Genomic DNA, 18,449 nt, shown 5'->3' on the forward strand with positions numbered 1-18,449 from the left:
AACGAGGCATTCGGAACGAGGCATTCGGATCGGGTGATATGACCAAGGAATACGTGGTTTCCTTCGCCGCCGTGGGCATGGGCGATATCGCTGCAGTGGGTGGTAAGAACGCCTCGCTCGGCGAGATGATCCGCTCGCTGGCGGATGCCGGCATCCGCGTGCCCGACGGCTTCGCCACCACGGCTGCCGCCTATCGCGAGTTCCTGAAGGCGAACGGCTTGGAGCCCTTCATCAGGGAGCGGATCGAGCAGTACCACGGGGGTGCCGTCACGCTTCGCGGGGCAGGCGACGCCATACGCAGCGCCATTCTCGAGAGCCCCTTTCCGGATGACGTCAGCGCGGCAGTCATCGCTGCGTATGGAGCTCTCCCGGTGACGGCAGGAGAAGCCCGCGCAACCGTCGCCGTCCGCAGCAGCGCGACCGCTGAGGATCTCCCAGACGCGAGCTTCGCGGGCCAGCAGGAGACCTTCTTGAACGTCAGCGGCGACGACGCCGTGCTGGAAGCCTGTCGGCGATCGTATGCGTCGCTGTTCACCGATCGCGCGATCAGCTATCGCGAGGTCAAGGGCTTCGACCACCTCGAGGTCGCACTGTCGGTGGGAGTGCAGCGCATGGTGCGCTCCGATGTCGGGGCGTCCGGGGTGATGTTCTCGATCGAGACCGAGACAGGGTTCCCGGATGTCGTCGTCATCAGCGGCGCATGGGGCCTCGGCGAGACGGTCGTGCAGGGGATGGTGAACCCCGACAAGTACATGGTGTTCAAGCCGTTCCTCGATGACCCGTCCCTTGTTCCCATCATCGAGAAGACGATCGGCACCAAGGCCCGCAAAATGGTCTATGCGGGTGAGGGGATGCCCGGGACGCGTCTGGCGGATACCTCTGAGCAGGAGCGCCGCGCGTTCGTGCTGAACGACTCCGAGATCGTCCAATTGGGGCGCTGGGGCGCCCGGATCGAAGCGCATTATGGCAAGCCCATGGACATGGAGTGGGCGAAGGACGGTGTCTCCGGAGAGCTCTTCCTGGTGCAGGCGAGACCCGAGACGGTGCAAGCGCGGAAGAGCGATGCCCAGTTCACGGTGCACCATCTCGCGTCGACCGGAACGGTGCTCGCCACTGGCGCCGCCGTTGGAGACGACATCGCCGTCGGGCAGGCCTGCGTGATCGCCACGGCGTCCGACATCGAGCGCTTCCGAGACGGGTCGGTGCTCATCACCGAAATGACAGACCCTGACTGGGTGCCCATCATGACGCGCGCTGCGGGGATCATCACCGACCGCGGCGGCACGACCAGCCACGCCGCGATCATCAGCCGGGAACTCGGCATCCCTGCGATCGTCGGCACCGGCGACGCGACATCTGCGGTGGCTGACGGCCAGACGATCACGCTCTCCTGCGCCGAGGGAGATCAGGGACGGGTGTACGACGGCGAGCTTCCATACGAGTCGGAGACCATCGAGCTCTCGCAGTTGCCCGCGACCCGCACCGCGGTGATGGTGAACATCGCCACTCCGGCGACGGCGTTCCGCTGGTGGCGCCTGCCGGCGGCCGGCGTGGGGCTCGCCCGCATGGAGTTCATCATCGAGAACGAGATCCGCATCCACCCCATGGCGCTGGCCCACCCCGATCGAGTGAGCCGCGACGACGATCGGCGCACGATTCAGGAGCTCACCGAGCCCTACGGCGATCCGGCCGAGTTCTTCGTGGAGCGTCTATCGCTCGGGATCGCCAAGCTCGCGGCGCCGTACTCCCCGCATCCGGTCATCGTGCGACTCAGCGATTTCAAGTCGAACGAGTACGCCCAGCTCGTCGGCGGCGAAGACTTCGAACTCGACGAGGAGAACCCGATGATCGGGTTCCGCGGAGCGTCGCGCTACTACAGCGAGCGGTACCGTGACGGGTTCGAGCTGGAATGCCGCGCGCTGAAGCGGGTGCGAGACGTGATCGGATTCCGAAACGTCATCGTGATGGTGCCGTTCTGCCGGTCGATCGCTGAGGCCGACCGTGTGCTGGGAGTGATGGCCGAGAACGGATTGGTGCGTGGTGAGGACGGTCTCGAGGTGTACATGATGTGCGAGGTGCCGTCGAATGTGATCCTCGCCAGCGAGTTCGCTTCACGCTTCGACGGGTTCTCGATCGGGTCGAACGACCTCACCCAGCTCGTGCTCGGCGTCGACCGTGATTCCCAGGCGCTGGCCGAGCTGTTCAGTGAACGAGACGAGGCCGTCACCCGCTTCATCGCCCAGGTGATCGATGACGCTCATGATGCCGGGATCAAAGTGGGGATCTGCGGTCAGGGCCCCAGCGACCATCCGGAATTCGCCGAGTTCCTGGTGGCGCGGGGGATCGACTCGATCTCGCTGAATCCCGACAGCTTCGCCAAGACGGTCACCGTGATCGCTGAGGCCGAGCGGATGCGGTCAGCGTCCAGCGCCGGGCTGCGGTAGGCCGCGGCTTCTCATGGAAAGGGACGACACCGTGCAGGAAGACACATCGACCGACCCGCTCGCGCTGGCCCGAGAACTCGAGCGCTCAGCCCGGGCGGTGGCAGACGCGGTCTCGTCGTTCTCGAAGCCGTCGGAGAGCACCGAGGTGCTCAGCGTGCTGAAGGCCGCGCAGCAGACCGTCGCCGCAGCCTATGCGGAGCTCGCCTCCTGGCACGGGCGAGCGCAGTTGGGCGTGCATCATGCGGGGGAGCACGACCCGCGGGATCCGCAGAACCCCGGATGGGTCCGCGCTCAGGTGGCGCTCGAGGAAGCTGCGCAGTACGCCGCTGACGCGGCGGCTGCGCTGGAGCGCGCGCGATCGGCCAACATGTCAGCCCGCTGGTTCGACGAGATCAGCGACGACGGCGTCTGAGCGGCGGGACGCGTGCCGCATCCCGCCGGCTGGGACTGCTCGATCGCGCGGGCCGACGACGAAGCGTTCGATGCACGATCTCGAGGCACACGCTCGCCGCTGCCGCTGTGCCAATGCCGACGGCGAGTGCGTCCGCAGGGGGTTGCGCGAGTTCCAGGAACCGCCAGGCGAATGGGATCATCAGCACGAGCACGAGCCCCGCGTATGCGCCCACGACGATGCTCGCCGTCAAAACCGTGAAGGGCCGGGCGAGCACGACCAGCACCCACAGCGCGCTCAGCGTGAGGGTGATCACCGCCGTGGTGCGCACCTCGGCCGCTGGCACACCCGTCGCGAAGGAGTACCCCGATGCGGCGATCACAGCCGCGCCGACGATGATCCCCGAGGGAATGCAGAACCGTGCAGCGCGCCCGAGGAAGCCTCGCCGGTAGACGGGCGCATCCGGCAGCAGCGCCAGCGCGATCGCCGGCAGCCCGATCGTGAGCCCATCGACCACGGAGAGCTGTCGGGGCAGGAACGGGAAGGGCAGCAGGAGCGCACCGAAGGCCACTCCAAGCATGATCGCGTACACGGTCTTCGAGAGGAACAGTTTTGCCAGCCGTTCAACGTTCCAGATCACCCTCCGGCCCTCGGCCACGACCTCCGGAAGGCTCGTGAACTGGTCATCGAGCAGCACGACATTCGCGACGGCTCGTGCAGCCGGAGTGCCGGTGCCCATGGCGATCGCCAGATCCGCGCGTTTCAGCGCGAGAGCATCGTTGACTCCGTCGCCCGTCATGGCGACCGTGCGCCCGAGCGACTGCAGGGCGAGCACCATGGCCCGCTTCTGCTCCGGGGTCACCCGCCCGAAGATGCGCTCCGTGCGAAGCGTCTCCTGCAACAGCGTCGGGTCAGACGGCAGCGTGCGGGCGTCGACACCGACGAGATGGCCCTGTATCCCGGCCTCGGCAGCGACGGCGGCGACCGTTCTCGGGTCGTCGCCCGAGATGACGTAGAGCTGCACTCCCTGCTCGGCGAAGTAGCGGATGGTCTCCGCCGCGTCGGGGCGCACGCGTTCCCTGAGGGCAAGAAGCGCGACCGGCGTCAACGTGCGAGGCAGGTCCGGCGCCTTCCCGTCCTCGCGGTCGGGAAGCGGTTCCAAGGAATGCGCGAGCAGGAGCGTTCGGCTGCTCACCGCCATCGACGCCGCGCGTTCCTCCACGTCGCCTGGGGCGCCGAGCCTGGAGAGAAGGACGTCAGCGCCGCCAAGTACCCAGGTGCCGGCAGGGCCATGGGAGAAGTGCGCCCCGCTCCACTTGTGGCGGCTCGAGAAGGGCACCGTGTACGAGGGAGCAGCATCCGGCTCTGAACTGAACGCCGTGCCGATCGCCAGGGTCGTCGCGTTCGCGGCGAGATCCGACGAGAACCACGCCAGCGCGCTCCGCCAGCCCTCCACGCCGTCTCCGAGAGTCTCGACGCGGTCGAGCACGAGCGAGCCGTCGGTCAGCGTGCCGGTCTTGTCGATGCACAGCGCGTCCACTCGGGCGAGGATCTCCACAGCCGCGAGCTCGTGCATCAGCACGCGACGGCGAGCGAGTCTCGCCGCTCCCACCGCGAGCGCGACCGAGGTCATGAAGACAAGGCCAGCGGGAACCATCGCGATGATGCTCGCGACCGCCGCCACGGCCGCGTCACGCCACGCGCCGCTCGAGAATGCCGACTGCCAACCGCCGGCCGCCTGCATCTGGCCGTTCACGATGACCGCCCCGAACGGAATCAGTGCGAGCGAGACCCATCGGATGACGCGGGCGATCGACTGGCGCAGCTCGCTGTCGACCAGGGAGAACCTCCTGGCCTCCGCGGTGATCCTCCACGCATACGACTCAGTGCCGAGCCGCACCACTCTGGCGAGTCCAGCACCGCCGACGATGACCGCGCCGCTCAGCAGTTCGCGCCCCGCCGCGGCGAGCACCGGGTTCGCTTCACCCGTGAGCGCCGACTCGTCGACCTCCAGCCCTTGCGACTCGACGACGACCGCGTCGGCCACGAGCTGCTCGCCAGGCCGCAGCACGAGCAGGTCATCGAGCACGACGTCGGCCACCCTGCACTCGACGTCTTCGCCGTTTCGCCGCGCGAGCGCTCGAGGCGCATTCAGGACCGCGAGGCGGTTGAGCGTGTGCCGGGCACGCAACTCCTGGGCCAGCCCGATACCGGTGTTCGCGAGCACGAAGAAGCCGAAGAGGGCGTCCTGCCAAGCTCCCAAGACGAGCAGGAGCAAGAAGCAGCCGCCCACCACCGCATTGAAGACCGTGAGCACGTTGGACGAGAAGATGCGCAGGATCGACCGCACGGAGTCGTCCGGCACCGCGTTCCGCAGCCCCTGAACGAATCGCTCCTCGACTTGCGCGCTCGTCAGACCCGGCGGCGAGAGACGGGACCGCCTACCGACGGGGGAGCTTGGCCCCATACACCGCCGCCTGGGTTCGTCGCTCCATTCCGAGCTTCGTGAACAGGGCCGAGACGTAGTTCTTGACGGTCTTCTCCGCGAGTTCCAGGCGCTCGCCGATCTGTCGATTGGTGAGCCCGAGCGTGATCAGTTCCAGCACCTGCAACTCGCGGAGCGTCAGAGCCGAGAGCAGCGCTTCAGGGTCTTCGACCGATGGCTGTGGCGATGGGTCGCGCGCAGGCGCGGGGTCGATGAGCGATCGACCGCTGGCGACGCGCCGGATGGTCTCGATGAGACTCCGGCCGCGGATGTCCTTCAACAGGTATGCCGATGCGCCAGCACTCGCGGCCGACCGGTTCGCTTCTGGATCGTCGAACGCGGTGAGGAGGACGCAGTGCACCGTGGGATGACTGGCGCGTACCTCGCGGCACACCTCGATTCCGCTGCCGTCGGGCAGTCTCACGTCGATGACCGCCACGTCGGGAAGCGTGGCCGCCATTCTTGACACCGCTTGGCGTGCTGTGGCTGCTTCGCCGACGACGGTCAGCTCCGATTCCCCGTCCAGCAGGTCGCAGAGGCCCCTGCGCACGATCTCGTGGTCGTCCACGACGAACACGGTCGTGATCCGCCGACCTCCCTGTCTGTCGGGGGTCACGGGCCTGCTCCAGTGGCCACAGCCCCCGGTAGCCGGGCGCTCCATTCCAGCATGGTTCCTCCACCGGGCCTCGGTCCGAAGGAGAGCGCGCCGTGCCATCGCGCTGCGCGATGCTCCATGCTCGCGAGCCCGCCCCGTCGCTCGGGTTTGCCGATGCCTATTCCGTCGTCGAGCACCAGGAGCGCTGCGCGCTCGGCGTCGACGGTGACCGAGATGAGCACCTCGGATGCGTGTGCGTGCCGAGCGATGTTCGTCAGCGCTTCGCGGAGCACCGCCAGGAAGTCGTCTGCCAGGTCATCGGAGAGCGAGACGTCGAGCGGGCCCGAGAACGTGATGCTCGGGGCCGATGGCAGCAGTTCGGTCATCTCGTCGATCAGCCCCGAGACCCGAGTACGGAGGGGACGCCCTCGTTCCCACCCGGCCGCGTCGTTCGGCAGGGCGAAGACCGCCTGGCGGATCTCGCGGATGGCGCTCTCGAGCAACGCCGTGAGTTCCGTGAGCTGATCGCGCACGCCGCGATCGTCTGCGTGGTCGGCCATCGCCTGCGTGCGCAGACCGGCTCCGAGGAGGGGCTGGATCACGCGATCGTGCAATTCGACGGCGATCCTCGAGCGCTCCTCGAGGCGGATGGAGCGTTCGCGCTCATCGGTTCGCTCATGACTCAGCCGGTCCGGCACCCGGCCGAACCCGGAGTCCCGCGAATCCGGGACGGAAACGTCTTCGTTCTGCTCGGTCATCGCAGCCGCCCTCGCTGGTGGAGGCCCCGCGAGCGCCATGGTACTCGGGTACACTCGCACGAGCGAAGGGGAGTATCCCACCTCGCCGTGATCGTCAATACGGGCAGTTCGGATGCTGCCCCGGACGCGGCGGCGGCCGCCGGCGCAGCCGGCAGCCGCGGGAGAGACTTTCGGGTCCGTCTCTACCCTTCTCTAGGAGCTCAATGGCCCTCCCCGTGTGGTTCGAGATCGCCGCGTTCGTGGTGCTCACGCTGATCCTGATCGCCGATCTGCTCATCATCTTCAAGCGGCCGCACATCCCGTCGGTGAAGGAATCGACGCTCTGGGTGAGTTTCTACGTGGTCCTCGCACTGTGCTTCGCGGGCGTGCTGTTTCTCGTCGGGGGGCGTGACAAATCACTCGAGTTCGTCGCCGGCTGGCTGACGGAGTACAGCCTCAGCGTCGACAACCTGTTCGTCTTCGTGCTGATCATGGGGCGCTTCGCGGTGCCCAGGAAGTACCAGCAGGAAGCGCTCATGGTGGGCATCATCCTCGCGCTGATCTTCCGGGGCATCTTCATCCTGCTCGGCGCACAGCTCATCGAGAACTTCAGCTGGATCTTCTACATCTTCGGTGCGTTCCTCGTCTACACGGCTTGGACGCAGGCGTTCTCGAGTCACGAGGATGAAGAGGCCACCGAGAACAAGCTCATCGCCTGGTTGCGTCGCCGCATCCGCATCTCCGACGAGTACCACGGCGCCAAGGTGCGCGTCACGATCGACGGTCGACGCATGTTCACTCCGATGCTCATGGTGTTCATCGCCCTCGGCACCACCGATCTGATCTTCGCGATCGATTCGATCCCGGCGATCTTCGGCATCACGCACGACCCGTTCATCGTCTTCACCGCGAACATCTTCGCGCTGATGGGTCTGCGGCAGCTCTACTTCCTGCTCGGCGACCTGATCGACCGACTCGAGTACCTCAAGTACGGAATCGCGTTCATCCTCGCGTTCATCGGTGTGAAGCTCTTCTTCCACGCCCTGCACGTGAACGAACTGTTCTTCATCAACGGCGGCGAGCCTGTCGAGTGGGCGCCGGAGATCAGCACGGGCCTGTCGCTCGCAGTGATCGTCGCGGCCATGCTTGTGGCGGTCGTCGCGAGCCTGGTCAAGGCGAGGATGAGGGGCGAGGAGCTCCACGTCGGACCGCACGGGGATGCCGAGGAGCTGCCGCGCGACGACGACTCGGCACGGTGAGCGAGCGCCTGCCCCCGCGATTGGTACCGTAGAACGGGTGTTCCGCCCTCGTCAGGGGGGTGGCACGGGGCTGCGATCGCAGTCGCCGATCGGCATGAGGGGATGTCTGCGTGAGTCAGCAGAGCTCGGTTGCGTTGCCGCACGGGCGCGTCGACGTCGTGGCCTCGGCACGCACCGATGTCGGGCAGGTTCGGCGCGTCAACGAAGACGGCTTCCTATCGCAGATGCCGGTGTTCCTGGTCGCGGACGGCATGGGCGGCCACGCCCGCGGTGATCTCGCGAGCCGCACCGTCTGCGAAGTGTTCGCTGACCGCATCGAAGCCGGCCGTCCCACGACCCCGGAGCAGGTGCTCGACGCGATCGAGACGGCCAACGCCAGCGTGCGCCGGGTCGACCCGAGCGCGATGTCGGGCACGACCCTCTCCGGAATCGCGTTGGTCGGCACGCGCGATGGCGCTCAGCACTACTGGATGGTGTTCAACATCGGCGACTCGCGGGTCTACGGCTGGGATGGTTCGGAGCTCGCTCAGCTGAGCGTCGACCACTCTCTCGTGCAAGAACTGCTGGATGCCGGGCGGATCGGCGAGACGGAAGCGTTGACGCACCCGCAGCGCAACGTGATCACGCGTGCGATCGGTGCCGCCGAGCAGGTCGACTCCGACGTGTGGCTGATCCCCGCGAAGGGGCGGCAGACGTTCCTCGTGTGCTCCGACGGTCTCACCAAGGAACTCGCCGACACTGACATCGCCGAAGTTCTGGCGGGGGCCGCCGCCTCGAGCGAGAACGCTGACCGACGGCCTCAGACGCCGATCGCCGAACTGCTCGTCCAGCGGGCCGTGGCCGCCGGAGGCCGCGACAACGTCACCGCGCTCGTGGTCGACGCCATCGTCCATGGCCGAAGCGGCGATGGTGATGGTGACTGTGACGACGAGACGACGATCGATCGCGGCGACGTCGCCCGGGAGCTTGAAGACACGCTGCCGAGGAGGCCGCGGCCGTGAGCGCTCATGTCGTCCGCTATCACGCAGCGGCCCCGGGCCGCTGGCTCGCTGTTGTCACCGATGGGCGAGCCGCCGTGGTGCACACGGGTGCGGATGCCCAGCTCGCCGGCGACCTCGACACCGCTCTCGCCGGTGGGCTGCCGACCGCTCTCGACCGGCTGCTGCGCGACGGCATCGCCTCGCTGCCCTCGTTCGCCCTCCTCGAGTGGACGCCGGACCTCGACGGGACGCTCGAGGTGCACGGCCTCCTGCGCGGCGAGGCGATCGTGGAGCTCGCTGGGGCGTCGGGAGACAGCGAATGGGAGGCATCCGGCGTCACGACTTGGCTCGAGCAGCGCACCGCCGGTGTGACATCGCTGCGAATCGACGTACCCGACGACGCCGATGCGATGGCTCTTCCACTCGGTGCGGGAGCGGTGTGGGTGTCGCGCTTGACCGTCAGCGAGCGCGGTAGTGCTGCCTCGGCGACAAAGACCAGCGGTGCCGCGGCTGCGCAGAACGCCGGGTCTGCACGCGCCGCCACGGAGGTGGGACCAACAGTTCCACTGGCCGCGCCCGCCGCTCAGGCTGCGGTGGCGCCGCTCGAGCAGACGATCGCCGACCTCTCCGACACCGCCATGCTGGACGAACGTCGCGGGTTCGGGGCGCAGACAGCGTACGACCATCTCTTCGACGCGACCATCGTGCGCACCATCGAAGAGGCGGCCGTGCGCGCTGACGATGCCGAGGCCGCGCCGGGCGGAGGGCACCCCGACGCGCTCGAAGCCGGCGCTCTCGCTGCGACGGCGGAGCCACAGGCGGGCGACCACGACGGACTCACCATCACCACCGCCGACCTCGCAGCGATGCGGGGGAACCGCGCCGAGGCGAGCACACCGCGCGCATCCGCGGCGCCGACACCAAGCCACCAGTACTTCCTGAAGCTTTCGACCGGCGCGGAGCATGACCTCGACCGCCCTGTGCTCGTCGGCCGAGCGCCGAGCGTCAGTCAGGTTCCGGGCGGCAGTCTGCCGACGCTGCTCGCGCTCTCGGGCGAACCCGACGTATCGCGGAACCATGCACGATTCGATGTCGAAGGCGACACGGTACTGGTCACCGACCTGCACTCGCGCAACGGCACGGCGGTGACACTGCCGGGGAAGGCTCCGCAGCTCGTCCGCAAGGGGGAGCCGACGCCCGTAGTCACCGGGGCTGTGATCGACTTCGGCGGTGGAACCACGATCACGGTGTGCGAGCGCTGATGCCGGGCGACGAACGATGAGGCGACCACCTTCGACCCCGCCCGTGCTCCCGGGGTTCAGCTTCGTGCGTCCGCTCGGCGCCGGAGGCTTCTCCGACGTCTTCCTCTACGAGCAGCAATTGCCGAGGCGCCAGGTGGCGGTGAAAGTGCTGCTCACCGACGGGGTCTCGCCCGCTGATCGCGCGGCGTTCGCAGCCGAGGCGAACCTCATGGCTCAGCTCTCGACGCATCCGTTCATCGTCACGATCTACCACGCCGACATCGCCGACGGCGATCGGCCCTACTTCGTCATGGAGTACTGCTCAGGGCCGAGCCTCGGCGAGCGGTACAAGCGAGAGCGCTTCGCGGTCGACGACGCGTTGCGCACCGGGGTGCGGCTGTCCAGCGCCATTGCGACTGCGCATGCGGCCGGCATCCTCCACCGCGACATCAAGCCGGCGAACGTGCTCACCAACGACTACGGCTGGCCGGCGCTCACCGACTTCGGCATCTCGTCGACGCTCGACGGTCAACTGCCACTGCACACCGCAGCGGCTCACAGCGGAGACAGCGCCGGCGGAGACAGCACCGCTGGAGACAGCACCGATGGAAGCGGCCGAAGCGGCACCGGTTCGCAGGCCATCGGCCTGAGCGTTCCCTGGTCGCCGCCCGAGCTCTTCGACGACGACCCGCAGCCCGATGTGCGATCGGATGTCTTCTCACTGGCCGCGACGATCCATACCCTGCTGGCCGGTCGCACGCCGTTCGAGGTCCCCGGCGGGCCGAACGGGACGCTCGATCTCATCGGCCGCATCGAGCGGGGCGCCATCACTCCGATCGGTCGCGACGACGTACCGCGATCGCTGCTCGCTGTGCTGCAGAAGGGAATGGCGCAACAGCGCGCGGACCGCTACCGCACCGCCGCCGAGCTCGCACGGGCGTTGCAGCGCGTCGAGCTCGAGCTCGGCTACTCGGCCACAGCGTTCGACGTTCCCGCATCCGCCATCCCAGAGGGTTCTCGCCCTGAGCACCCGGCGGGTGACGGCGGGCCGGATGCTGACGAGACCCGCGTCAAGCAGATCGTCACTGTGCAACCGCAGCAGCCGCAGCCGCGGCCGCAGCCGGGGCCCTCGCCGCAGGCGCCAGCCGTTCCCGCGGAGCGCGCCGCGCCGCAATCGAGCGTGCTTGATGATCGCACCGTCGTGCGCGGCGCCTCGCCTCCAGGCAGCAGCTCTGCGCCCTCGATCCCGCCGGCAGCGCCCGGTGACTGGGCGACCTCAGGCGAAGCCGACCACACTGTGCTGCGCCCCCCAGCCACCCCCGGCGACACCTCCAGCTCCAAACACCCCGGCGCCGAACACCGAGCCGACCCAACCGCCGAGCCAGGCGACGACCGCGTCGGGACACAGGTCGAAGCGGGCCACGCGTCAGCGTCGAAGTCACCACGTCGCCCGCTGATCGTCGCCCTCGCTGTCGCCGCCGTCGTGCTGCTCGGCGGGGGAGTTGCGACCGCGGTCGTGCTCGCCGGCGGCGATGTTCGCGAGTCGTCGCCCGCCCCGACGCGCGCAGTCGAACCGGATGACGCCATCGTGGTCACCTCGCCCCCGACTCCCGACTTCGTCTCAGCCACTCCGAGCGCGGACGGCAGCAGCGTGACCTTCGTGTGGCAGCATCCGTCCGCTCAGGAGGGAGATCGCTTCAGCTGGGCGTACGCGTCACAGCCGGCGAAGCAGACTCGCGTCGACGACCCGCAACTCGTCGTTCCGCTCGACGGCGGTCGCGTGTGCATACAGGTGTCGGTGCTTCGCGCCGGCAAGCTCTCGGCCGATCCTCTTGAGATGTGCTTCCCGTCATGAGCCCGATCCAGGAGCCGTCTCCCGCGAACCCCGCGGCGTCGGCGCTCGCGCTCGAGTTCTGCGGCGAGCGTCATCAACTCGATCCCGGAGCGGAGTTCACGATCGGCCGCGAGGGCGACCTCGTGATCGACGAGAACCCGTATCTGCATCGCCGGTTCCTCGCCATCGGGTACGAGTTCGGCATGTGGTGGATCGCGAATGTGGGCAGCCTTCTCTCGGCCACGGTCACCGACGGCACCGGTCAGGTGCAGGCGTGGCTCGCGCCCGGTGCGCGCCTGCCGATCGTGTTCGAGACCATGCACGTCATGTTCAGCGCCGGATCCACGACGTACGACTTCACGCTGCACAGTGACGGCGACCACTTCAACACCTCAGCGATCACGCTGAACAGCGCCGGCAGCACGACCATGATGCCGGTCACGCTCACAACGTCGCAGCGGATGCTGGTCGTCGCCCTGGCCGAGCACGTGCTGCGTCAGGGGGTGCCCGGCCGCGGCGAGATCCCGAGCTCCGCCGACGCCGCCGCTCGGCTCGGCTGGTCGTTGACGACGTTCAACCGCAAGCTCGACAACGTCTGCGAGAAGCTCGACAAGATCGGCGTGCACGGGCTGCGGGGCGGGCGGGGCAGGCTCGCCACCAACCGCCGGGCTCGACTCGTCGAGTACGCGGTGGCCAGCCGACTTGTCGGCCCGGACGATCTCGAACTGCTCGACGCCTCTGAGACGGCGCCACCGGCATCCCCCGCTCTGGGGTAGACGAGACTGTGTTAGTTTCGATCGGTCGGAGTAACGATGCCCTCCCTCACGGGCGGGCCGGGGGTGGGGTTCACGCAGCGTGTCGGCGGACGATCTGAAGCGGATGCGGCGAAAGTCCATCGCTTCGGCCACCGTTCTGGCCCTCGGATCCTCGCTGCTCGTCGGCGCTGCAGTGCTTCACGACGGCTTCCCGGTGACCGACGTCGACCTCGACCAGCGCACGGTGTGGGTGACCAACGGTGAAGACCTGCTCGCCGGCAGGCTCAACCGGCAGATCGAGGAACTCGACGCCTCGGTCCACGCCATGTCCGCGGCCCTCGACATCGTGCAGCACGGTGAGCACGTGTTCCTCGTCGACGACGACCTGGGCACCGTCGAACGCATCGACCCCGCCTTCACCGACCTCGTGCAGCAAGCCCAATTGCCGGCCGGAGCCGAAGTGCGCTTGGGCGGAACGACCATGGCGATCCTCGAGCCCCGCGCCGGTTCGCTCTGGGTCACGGATGTCGCGAACGAGCTGAGCTTCGACCCCATCACGATGGAGCCGGCTGCCGAACTCGGCAGCAACGCCGAGGTCACCGTCACCCGCGATGGAGCGGTCTACGCGACCTCGCCAGGTCAGGGGCTCCTCTATCGCTTCGACGGCGCCGACAGCGAGCCGACGGAACGCTCGCTCGACGTGCCTCTGAACCACCAGCTCACCGCCGTTGGAGATCGGGCGGTGGTGCTCGACCTCGACGGCGACACGGTGCTGACCGGAGACGGAGGTTCGACCGAGTTGCCGGTGCCCGGCATCCATCTCCAGCTGCCGGGAGACGAGGCCGCATCGGTGCTCGTCGCTGCGGCGGATGGACTGTTGCGGGTGCCGCTTGACGGCGGTGAGGTGCAGCACGCCGTGCTGGAAGGCGCGGCATCCGCCCGCTCAGAGGGAGTCGCGGCACCCGTGTGGCTGAACGGGTGCGCTCACGGCGCCTGGGCCGACTCGCAGCGCTATCAGCGCTGGTGCGACGATGCCGACGCGGTCAGCCAGGAGATCGACACGCCGGCGCAGGGCTCCGAGTTCCGGTTCCGCGTGAACCGCGACGTGGTCGCCCTCAACGACCTCAGCACCGGCAATGTCTGGCTCATCGACGCAAACATGCGCCTCGTCGACAACTGGGAAGAGGTCACTCCGCCCGAGCAGACGGAGAGCGATGAGGGCGGCGACAAGTCGACGACGCAATCGTTCGAAGACACGCTCGCGGAGCGCACCGAGCAGAACCGACCGCCCATCGCGGTCGATGACGACTACGGCATCCGTCCCGGCCGCACGACGATCCTGCCGGTGCTCGACAATGACACCGACCCCGACGGTGACGTGCTCACCATCACCGGCATCGGCGAGGTGCCCGGGAGCTTCGGGGCGATCGATGCGATCGACGGCGCGCGGGCTCTGCAGTTCACACCAGCTCCGGATGCCGTGGGAGGCGCCTCGTTCCGGTACACGGTCGACGACGGCCGCGGAGGCACGGCGCAGGCTCAAGTCTCGATGCGCATCGTCCCCGGCGAGCTTAACGCGGCGCCCGTCGCCAAGCGCGTGACGGCGCTGAAGGTCGAGCCCGGCCAGTCGATCAGCCACAACGTGCTCGCCGACTGGGTCGATCCAGACGGCGACGACATCTATCTGGCCTCGGCATCGCCCACGAGCGCCGACATCGTGCGCCACACCGCCGACGGCTTCGTCACGTTCGAGAGCCGCAGCACCGAGCTCGGCATGAAGACAGTGCAGTTCGTCGTGTCGGATGGCGCGCTCACCTCCGTAGGCGCCCTCGAGGTCGAGGTGGTGGAGCCCGGGTCGCTCAACCCCATCGCGACGCCCGACTTCGCGACCGCGTTCGTCGGCGAGACGGTCGTCGTCGAGCCGGTGGCCAACGACCTCACGCCGTCGGGTCAGCCGCTGCGGCTCCTCGGCATCGACGAGCTTCCCGACGCGCTCGAGACCGAACTGAACCTCGAGCGCGGCACGATCGCGGTGCGCGCTTCCACACCGGGAGCGCACTACTTCAAGTACTCGCTCGGAGCGGGCGCGAAGACCACGGTGGGGCTGATCCGGGTTGAGGCGATCGACGCCCCCGCGGATGACGCGGCGCCCGTGCCGGTGAAAGACACCGCGTTCCTGCGCCCTGGCGAGCCGACAACGGTGAGCGTGCTGGCGAATGATGTGTCGCCGAGCGGGCGGGTGCTCGCGGTGCAATCGGTCGACACCGGCAGCACGGATGCCGCGCTCTCGGTCGAACTGCTGCGGAACACTGTCATCCGGGTCACCGCATCTGCCGCGCTCACCGCGCAGACCCAGTTCACCTACACCGTCTCAGACGGCATCCACACCGCGGTCGCCGGAGTGACCGTGGTGCCGGTGCCGCCGCTGGTGAACCGGCAGCCGCCGGTCGCCGCCGACGATCGCTACAGCGTGCGCGCCGGCGACATCGTCACGGCCGCAGTGCTCGACAACGACTTTCACCCCGACAACGCGGCTATCAGCCTCGAGCGAGAACTGATCGAGACGGAGAACGACGGCGGAGGCCTTGCATTCGTCAGCGACGACGCGGTTCGCTACCAGGCGCCGGAAGAGGCGGGCGAGTACAGCGTGGTGTATCGCATCGCCGACCAGTTCGGCGAGACGGCCACCGCGCGCGTGCACTTCGTCGTCACCCCACGAGATCTCGAGTCGAACCAGCCGCCGCAGCCGGCTCCTCAGACCGGGCGAGTCTTCGCCGGCAACACCGTGCGGATCGAGGTGCCGCTTCACGGCATCGACCCTGACGGCGACTCCGTCATGGTCGTGGGCATGCGCGACGCCCCATCGCTCGGTCGCATCGTGGAGGCCACGAGCACCTCGTTCGTCTACGAGGCGTTCGCCACCTCGGCGGGCACCGACACCTTCAGCTACGAGGTCCAGGACATCTGGGGTGCGCGGGCCATCGGCACCATCGATGTGGGCGTCATCCCGCCGCCCGCGCAAGCGGATCCGCCGAACGCGGTCGACGACAGCATCCAGATGAAACCCGGCAGAACGGCTTCAGTGCCCGTGCTGCTCAACGACTCGGACCCCGCGGGACACGCGCTGAAGGTCAGTGGCGTGCCCGAGGTCGACGAGGGCATCACCGCTGAGACCGACGGCGTGCGGGTGATCGTCGAGGTTCCCGAGGTCGAGGCCGCGTACACCGTGCGCTATGAGATCAGCAACGGCCACGGGGGCGTCGACACCGCGTTCCTTCAGATCGAGGTGACCGAGGATGCCGCCCCGCTTCACCCGAGCGCGAGCGATCACGTCATCGAGGTCGACGAGGTCGTCGATGCCGACTATGTCGACGTCGACGTGCTGGCGACCGCCGAGAACCCCGGCGGGCGCATCGAAGACCTGATCGTCGAAGCAGTCGGGCCGAACCGCGGGAACGCCGAGGTGCTCGACAACGGTCAGGTGCGGGTGCGGCCCGGTGACACGCGCATCGCGATCGCGTACACGCTGACCAACGAGATCGATGGGCTCTCGGCATCCGCCTTCATCATCGTCCCTCCCGCAGTGAGTGCGAACTGGTCGCCGCCGCCGTACCTGCGCCCCGACCTGCCCGAGCAGATCGTGCGCATGAACGGCGAGGGCACCTGGCGGCTCGACGACATCCTCGTCGTGCCCTCCGGGCGTCCAGCCGTCATCACCGACGTTGCCACGGTGCGCAGCACGAACGGCAACGGCACCTCGAATCACGTCGACCGCACGACCCTGCGCTTCGAACCAGCCACCGACTACCGTGGTGGCGCCTCCATCGTGTTCGAGGTGACCGACGGCACCGACGCGAACGACCTCAATGGCAACAAGGCCTGGATCACGCTGCCGATCACGGTGGGTGATCCCGATTTCGAAGACGTGCCGCCGACCTTCACGCCGCAGCACGTCACGATCGAGGCGGGGGAGGACCCGCTCGAGATCGACCTTCGCGCCTCCAGCTCGCACCCCAACCCCGGCATCCTCGCGCAGCTCGAGTACCGCGACCTCGTGGGCGGCACGGATCAGATCTCGGCCCAGCAGAACGGCTCGACGGTGCGCCTCAGTTCGCCGCTCGGCACGCAGAAGGGCGCGTCGACGACGCTCCGGTTCAACGTCACGTACGGCGAGTTCAGCGTTCCTGGCACGGTGGAGGTGCGCGTCGTCGCATCGACGCGGCCGTTTGCGCGAGCCACCGCCGATGAGGCGAAGGGGCAGCGCGGCGTCGTTCAGACCGTCGATGTGCTCGCCAACGACTTCAACCCGTTCGCCGCGCAGGGCGAGCCGCTTCGCATCATCGATGCCTGGATCGAGAACGACGCCGAGTCTCAGGCGAGCGTCAGCCGCACGAGCTCGGACGTCACGGTTCGCCCCGGCTCAGCGTTCATCGGCGTGGTGAGCGTGATCTACGTGATCGAGGACGGCACCCGCGACCCCGACCGGCAGGTGCAGGGGCGCCTTCAGCTGACGGTGCGCGACGTTCCCGACCAGCCGAGTGCGCCGACGGTCGCCCCGGGTGATCAGAAGGCATTCGTGACGTTCAGCGCGCCCGCGACGAACGGCGAGCCGATCATCGACTACACGATCCGCTGGACCGGTGGCGGTGGCGGGCAGATGGTGGTCAGCGAGGCGGGGCCCGAGTACACGGTCCAGGGGCTCACCAACGGCGTGGACTACAGATTCACGGTGACCGCGCGGAACATGCTCGGGTCGGGCGCGCCATCCTCACAGAGCGCCGCGGTGCGCCCGTTCGGCAAGCCGACGGTCCCGCAACCCACCGGCATGACCGCGAGCACCTCGGGCGATGGCCGGGTGACCATGAGCTGGAGCGCTTCGAGCGGCAACGGGCGCGATGTTCAGAACTATCAGTGGCAACTGTTCCAAGGCGGCAGCCAGGTCGCCTCGGGTCAGACCAACGGCACCACGCTGAGCGCCGCATCGGCGCAGACCGTCGGCCGCGCCTACACATTCCGAGTCCAGGCGATCGGCCCCGGGGGCGCGAGCGGCTGGTCGGGCCAGTCGGCGGCCGCGACTCCCACCCCGGGCACACCCGGCGGAGCGAGCGCGAGCACCGGAAGCCGAGGCGACCGCACCGTGACGCTGACCTGGAACGCGGCGAACTCCAATGGAGACGCGGTGGACCGCTACGAGGTTCGAATCCGCAACACCTCGAACGGCTCGGAGAGCACCGTGAACGTGAACGGCACACGCCACACCTTCACCGGCAACTTCGACACCGGCTACAACTTCATCGTTCGCGCCGTCACGAACGGCGTCGCCGGCCCGTGGTCTGCTCGCTCCAACACCGCGACGCCGCTCGACACTCTTCCGCCGCCGAGCGCCAGCGCCACGATCTTCAAGGGCGCGATCTCGCCCAGTTCGTGCAGCGGGTGCCGGTACGTGGGCGTCGACTATTCGAACTGGACGCCAGGCGACTACTGGGTGACGACCTTCCTCGACGGCGCATCCGGCCTTTCCGAGTGCCGCTACAGCATGGGCGCGAACGGCGCACTCGCCATCCACAACAGCCTGGGCGTGCGTCGCGACAGCACCATCAGGGTGCGCTTCGTCGCGGTCGCGACCGGCACCGTGACCTGGAGCACCCCGATCTCGGGTGAGCAGTGGAACAACCTCGGAGCGCGGAACCGCTCCTCCGACTCGACGAGCGGATGCCGATGAGCCTCC

The 18,449-nt window shown here is 68.2% G+C and carries 11 protein-coding genes; 8 read left to right on the forward strand and 3 right to left on the reverse strand.

The features are described 5' to 3' along the window. Positions 1-38 precede the first annotated feature (38 nt). Positions 39-2,444, forward strand: coding sequence for a phosphoenolpyruvate synthase (gene ppsA / locus QF206_RS01495; protein ID WP_281487431.1), 2,406 nt, complete (start codon positions 39-41; stop codon positions 2,442-2,444). 13 nt (positions 2,445-2,457) lie between these two features. Continuing rightward, positions 2,458-2,856 carry a hypothetical protein gene (locus QF206_RS01500; RefSeq protein ID WP_281487432.1) on the forward strand — a complete coding sequence of 133 codons (399 nt, stop codon included), beginning with the start codon at positions 2,458-2,460 and terminating at the stop codon, positions 2,854-2,856. Here the strand turns inward: QF206_RS01500 and QF206_RS01505 are convergent. The 3 genes from QF206_RS01505 to QF206_RS01515 all read right to left on the reverse strand — a co-directional run bounded on the left by QF206_RS01505 (position 2,837) and on the right by QF206_RS01515 (position 6,673). After that, a complete protein-coding gene (locus QF206_RS01505) occupies positions 2,837-5,200 on the reverse strand; it encodes an HAD-IC family P-type ATPase (protein WP_281487433.1) in 2,364 nt (787 codons plus the stop codon). The genes QF206_RS01500 and QF206_RS01505 overlap by 20 nt on opposite strands. A gap of 76 nt (positions 5,201-5,276) precedes the next feature. After that, the gene (locus QF206_RS01510) at positions 5,277-5,936 is read right to left on the reverse strand and encodes a response regulator (RefSeq protein ID WP_281487434.1); all 660 of its coding nucleotides are present in this window, start codon (positions 5,934-5,936) and stop codon (positions 5,277-5,279) included. Further along, positions 5,933-6,673 (reverse strand): sensor histidine kinase, encoded by a 741-nt coding sequence (locus QF206_RS01515; RefSeq protein WP_281487435.1) that lies wholly within the window; start codon positions 6,671-6,673, stop codon positions 5,933-5,935. The genes QF206_RS01510 and QF206_RS01515 overlap by 4 nt, the downstream gene beginning before the upstream one ends. A gap of 203 nt (positions 6,674-6,876) precedes the next feature. Here QF206_RS01515 and QF206_RS01520 point away from each other — a divergent pair, with 203 nt between their 5' ends. From QF206_RS01520 to QF206_RS01545, 6 genes are all read left to right on the forward strand, one after another. Continuing rightward, a complete protein-coding gene (locus tag QF206_RS01520; protein ID WP_281487436.1) occupies positions 6,877-7,911 on the forward strand; it encodes a TerC family protein in 1,035 nt (344 codons plus the stop codon). A 110-nt stretch (positions 7,912-8,021) separates the two neighbouring features. Beyond that, positions 8,022-8,912 carry a PP2C family protein-serine/threonine phosphatase gene (locus QF206_RS01525; RefSeq protein WP_281487437.1) on the forward strand — a complete coding sequence of 297 codons (891 nt, stop codon included), beginning with the start codon at positions 8,022-8,024 and terminating at the stop codon, positions 8,910-8,912. Continuing rightward, a complete protein-coding gene (locus QF206_RS01530; RefSeq protein WP_281487438.1) occupies positions 8,909-10,153 on the forward strand; it encodes an FHA domain-containing protein in 1,245 nt (414 codons plus the stop codon). Before QF206_RS01525 ends, QF206_RS01530 begins: the two co-directional genes overlap by 4 nt. A gap of 16 nt (positions 10,154-10,169) precedes the next feature. Further along, positions 10,170-11,987 (forward strand): serine/threonine-protein kinase, encoded by a 1,818-nt coding sequence (locus QF206_RS01535; RefSeq protein ID WP_281487439.1) that lies wholly within the window; start codon positions 10,170-10,172, stop codon positions 11,985-11,987. Continuing rightward, positions 11,984-12,742 carry an FHA domain-containing protein gene (locus QF206_RS01540; protein ID WP_281487440.1) on the forward strand — a complete coding sequence of 253 codons (759 nt, stop codon included), beginning with the start codon at positions 11,984-11,986 and terminating at the stop codon, positions 12,740-12,742. Before QF206_RS01535 ends, QF206_RS01540 begins: the two co-directional genes overlap by 4 nt. A gap of 103 nt (positions 12,743-12,845) precedes the next feature. Further along, positions 12,846-18,443 carry an Ig-like domain-containing protein gene (locus QF206_RS01545; RefSeq protein WP_281487441.1) on the forward strand — a complete coding sequence of 1,866 codons (5,598 nt, stop codon included), beginning with the start codon at positions 12,846-12,848 and terminating at the stop codon, positions 18,441-18,443. Positions 18,444-18,449: the final 6 nt, after the last annotated feature.

Source organism: Ruicaihuangia caeni, from assembly GCF_029952955.1.
GTDB classification, from domain to species: Bacteria; Actinomycetota; Actinomycetes; order Actinomycetales; family Microbacteriaceae; genus Ruicaihuangia; species Ruicaihuangia caeni.

What these genes read in the sequence shown, in the direction of transcription:
- QF206_RS01535 (WP_281487439.1), top strand. Translation starts at nt 10,170, where the DNA reads ATGAGGCGACCACCTTCGACCCCGCCCGTGCTCCCGGGGTTCAGCTTC.
- QF206_RS01500 (WP_281487432.1), top strand. Translation starts at nt 2,458, where the DNA reads ATGGAAAGGGACGACACCGTGCAGGAAGACACATCGACCGACCCGCTC.
- QF206_RS01515 (WP_281487435.1), bottom strand. Translation starts at nt 6,673, where the DNA reads ATGACCGAGCAGAACGAAGACGTTTCCGTCCCGGATTCGCGGGACTCC.
- ppsA (WP_281487431.1), top strand. Translation starts at nt 39, where the DNA reads ATGACCAAGGAATACGTGGTTTCCTTCGCCGCCGTGGGCATGGGCGAT.
- QF206_RS01520 (WP_281487436.1), top strand. Translation starts at nt 6,877, where the DNA reads ATGGCCCTCCCCGTGTGGTTCGAGATCGCCGCGTTCGTGGTGCTCACG.
- QF206_RS01540 (WP_281487440.1), top strand. Translation starts at nt 11,984, where the DNA reads ATGAGCCCGATCCAGGAGCCGTCTCCCGCGAACCCCGCGGCGTCGGCG.
- QF206_RS01545 (WP_281487441.1), top strand. Translation starts at nt 12,846, where the DNA reads ATGCGGCGAAAGTCCATCGCTTCGGCCACCGTTCTGGCCCTCGGATCC.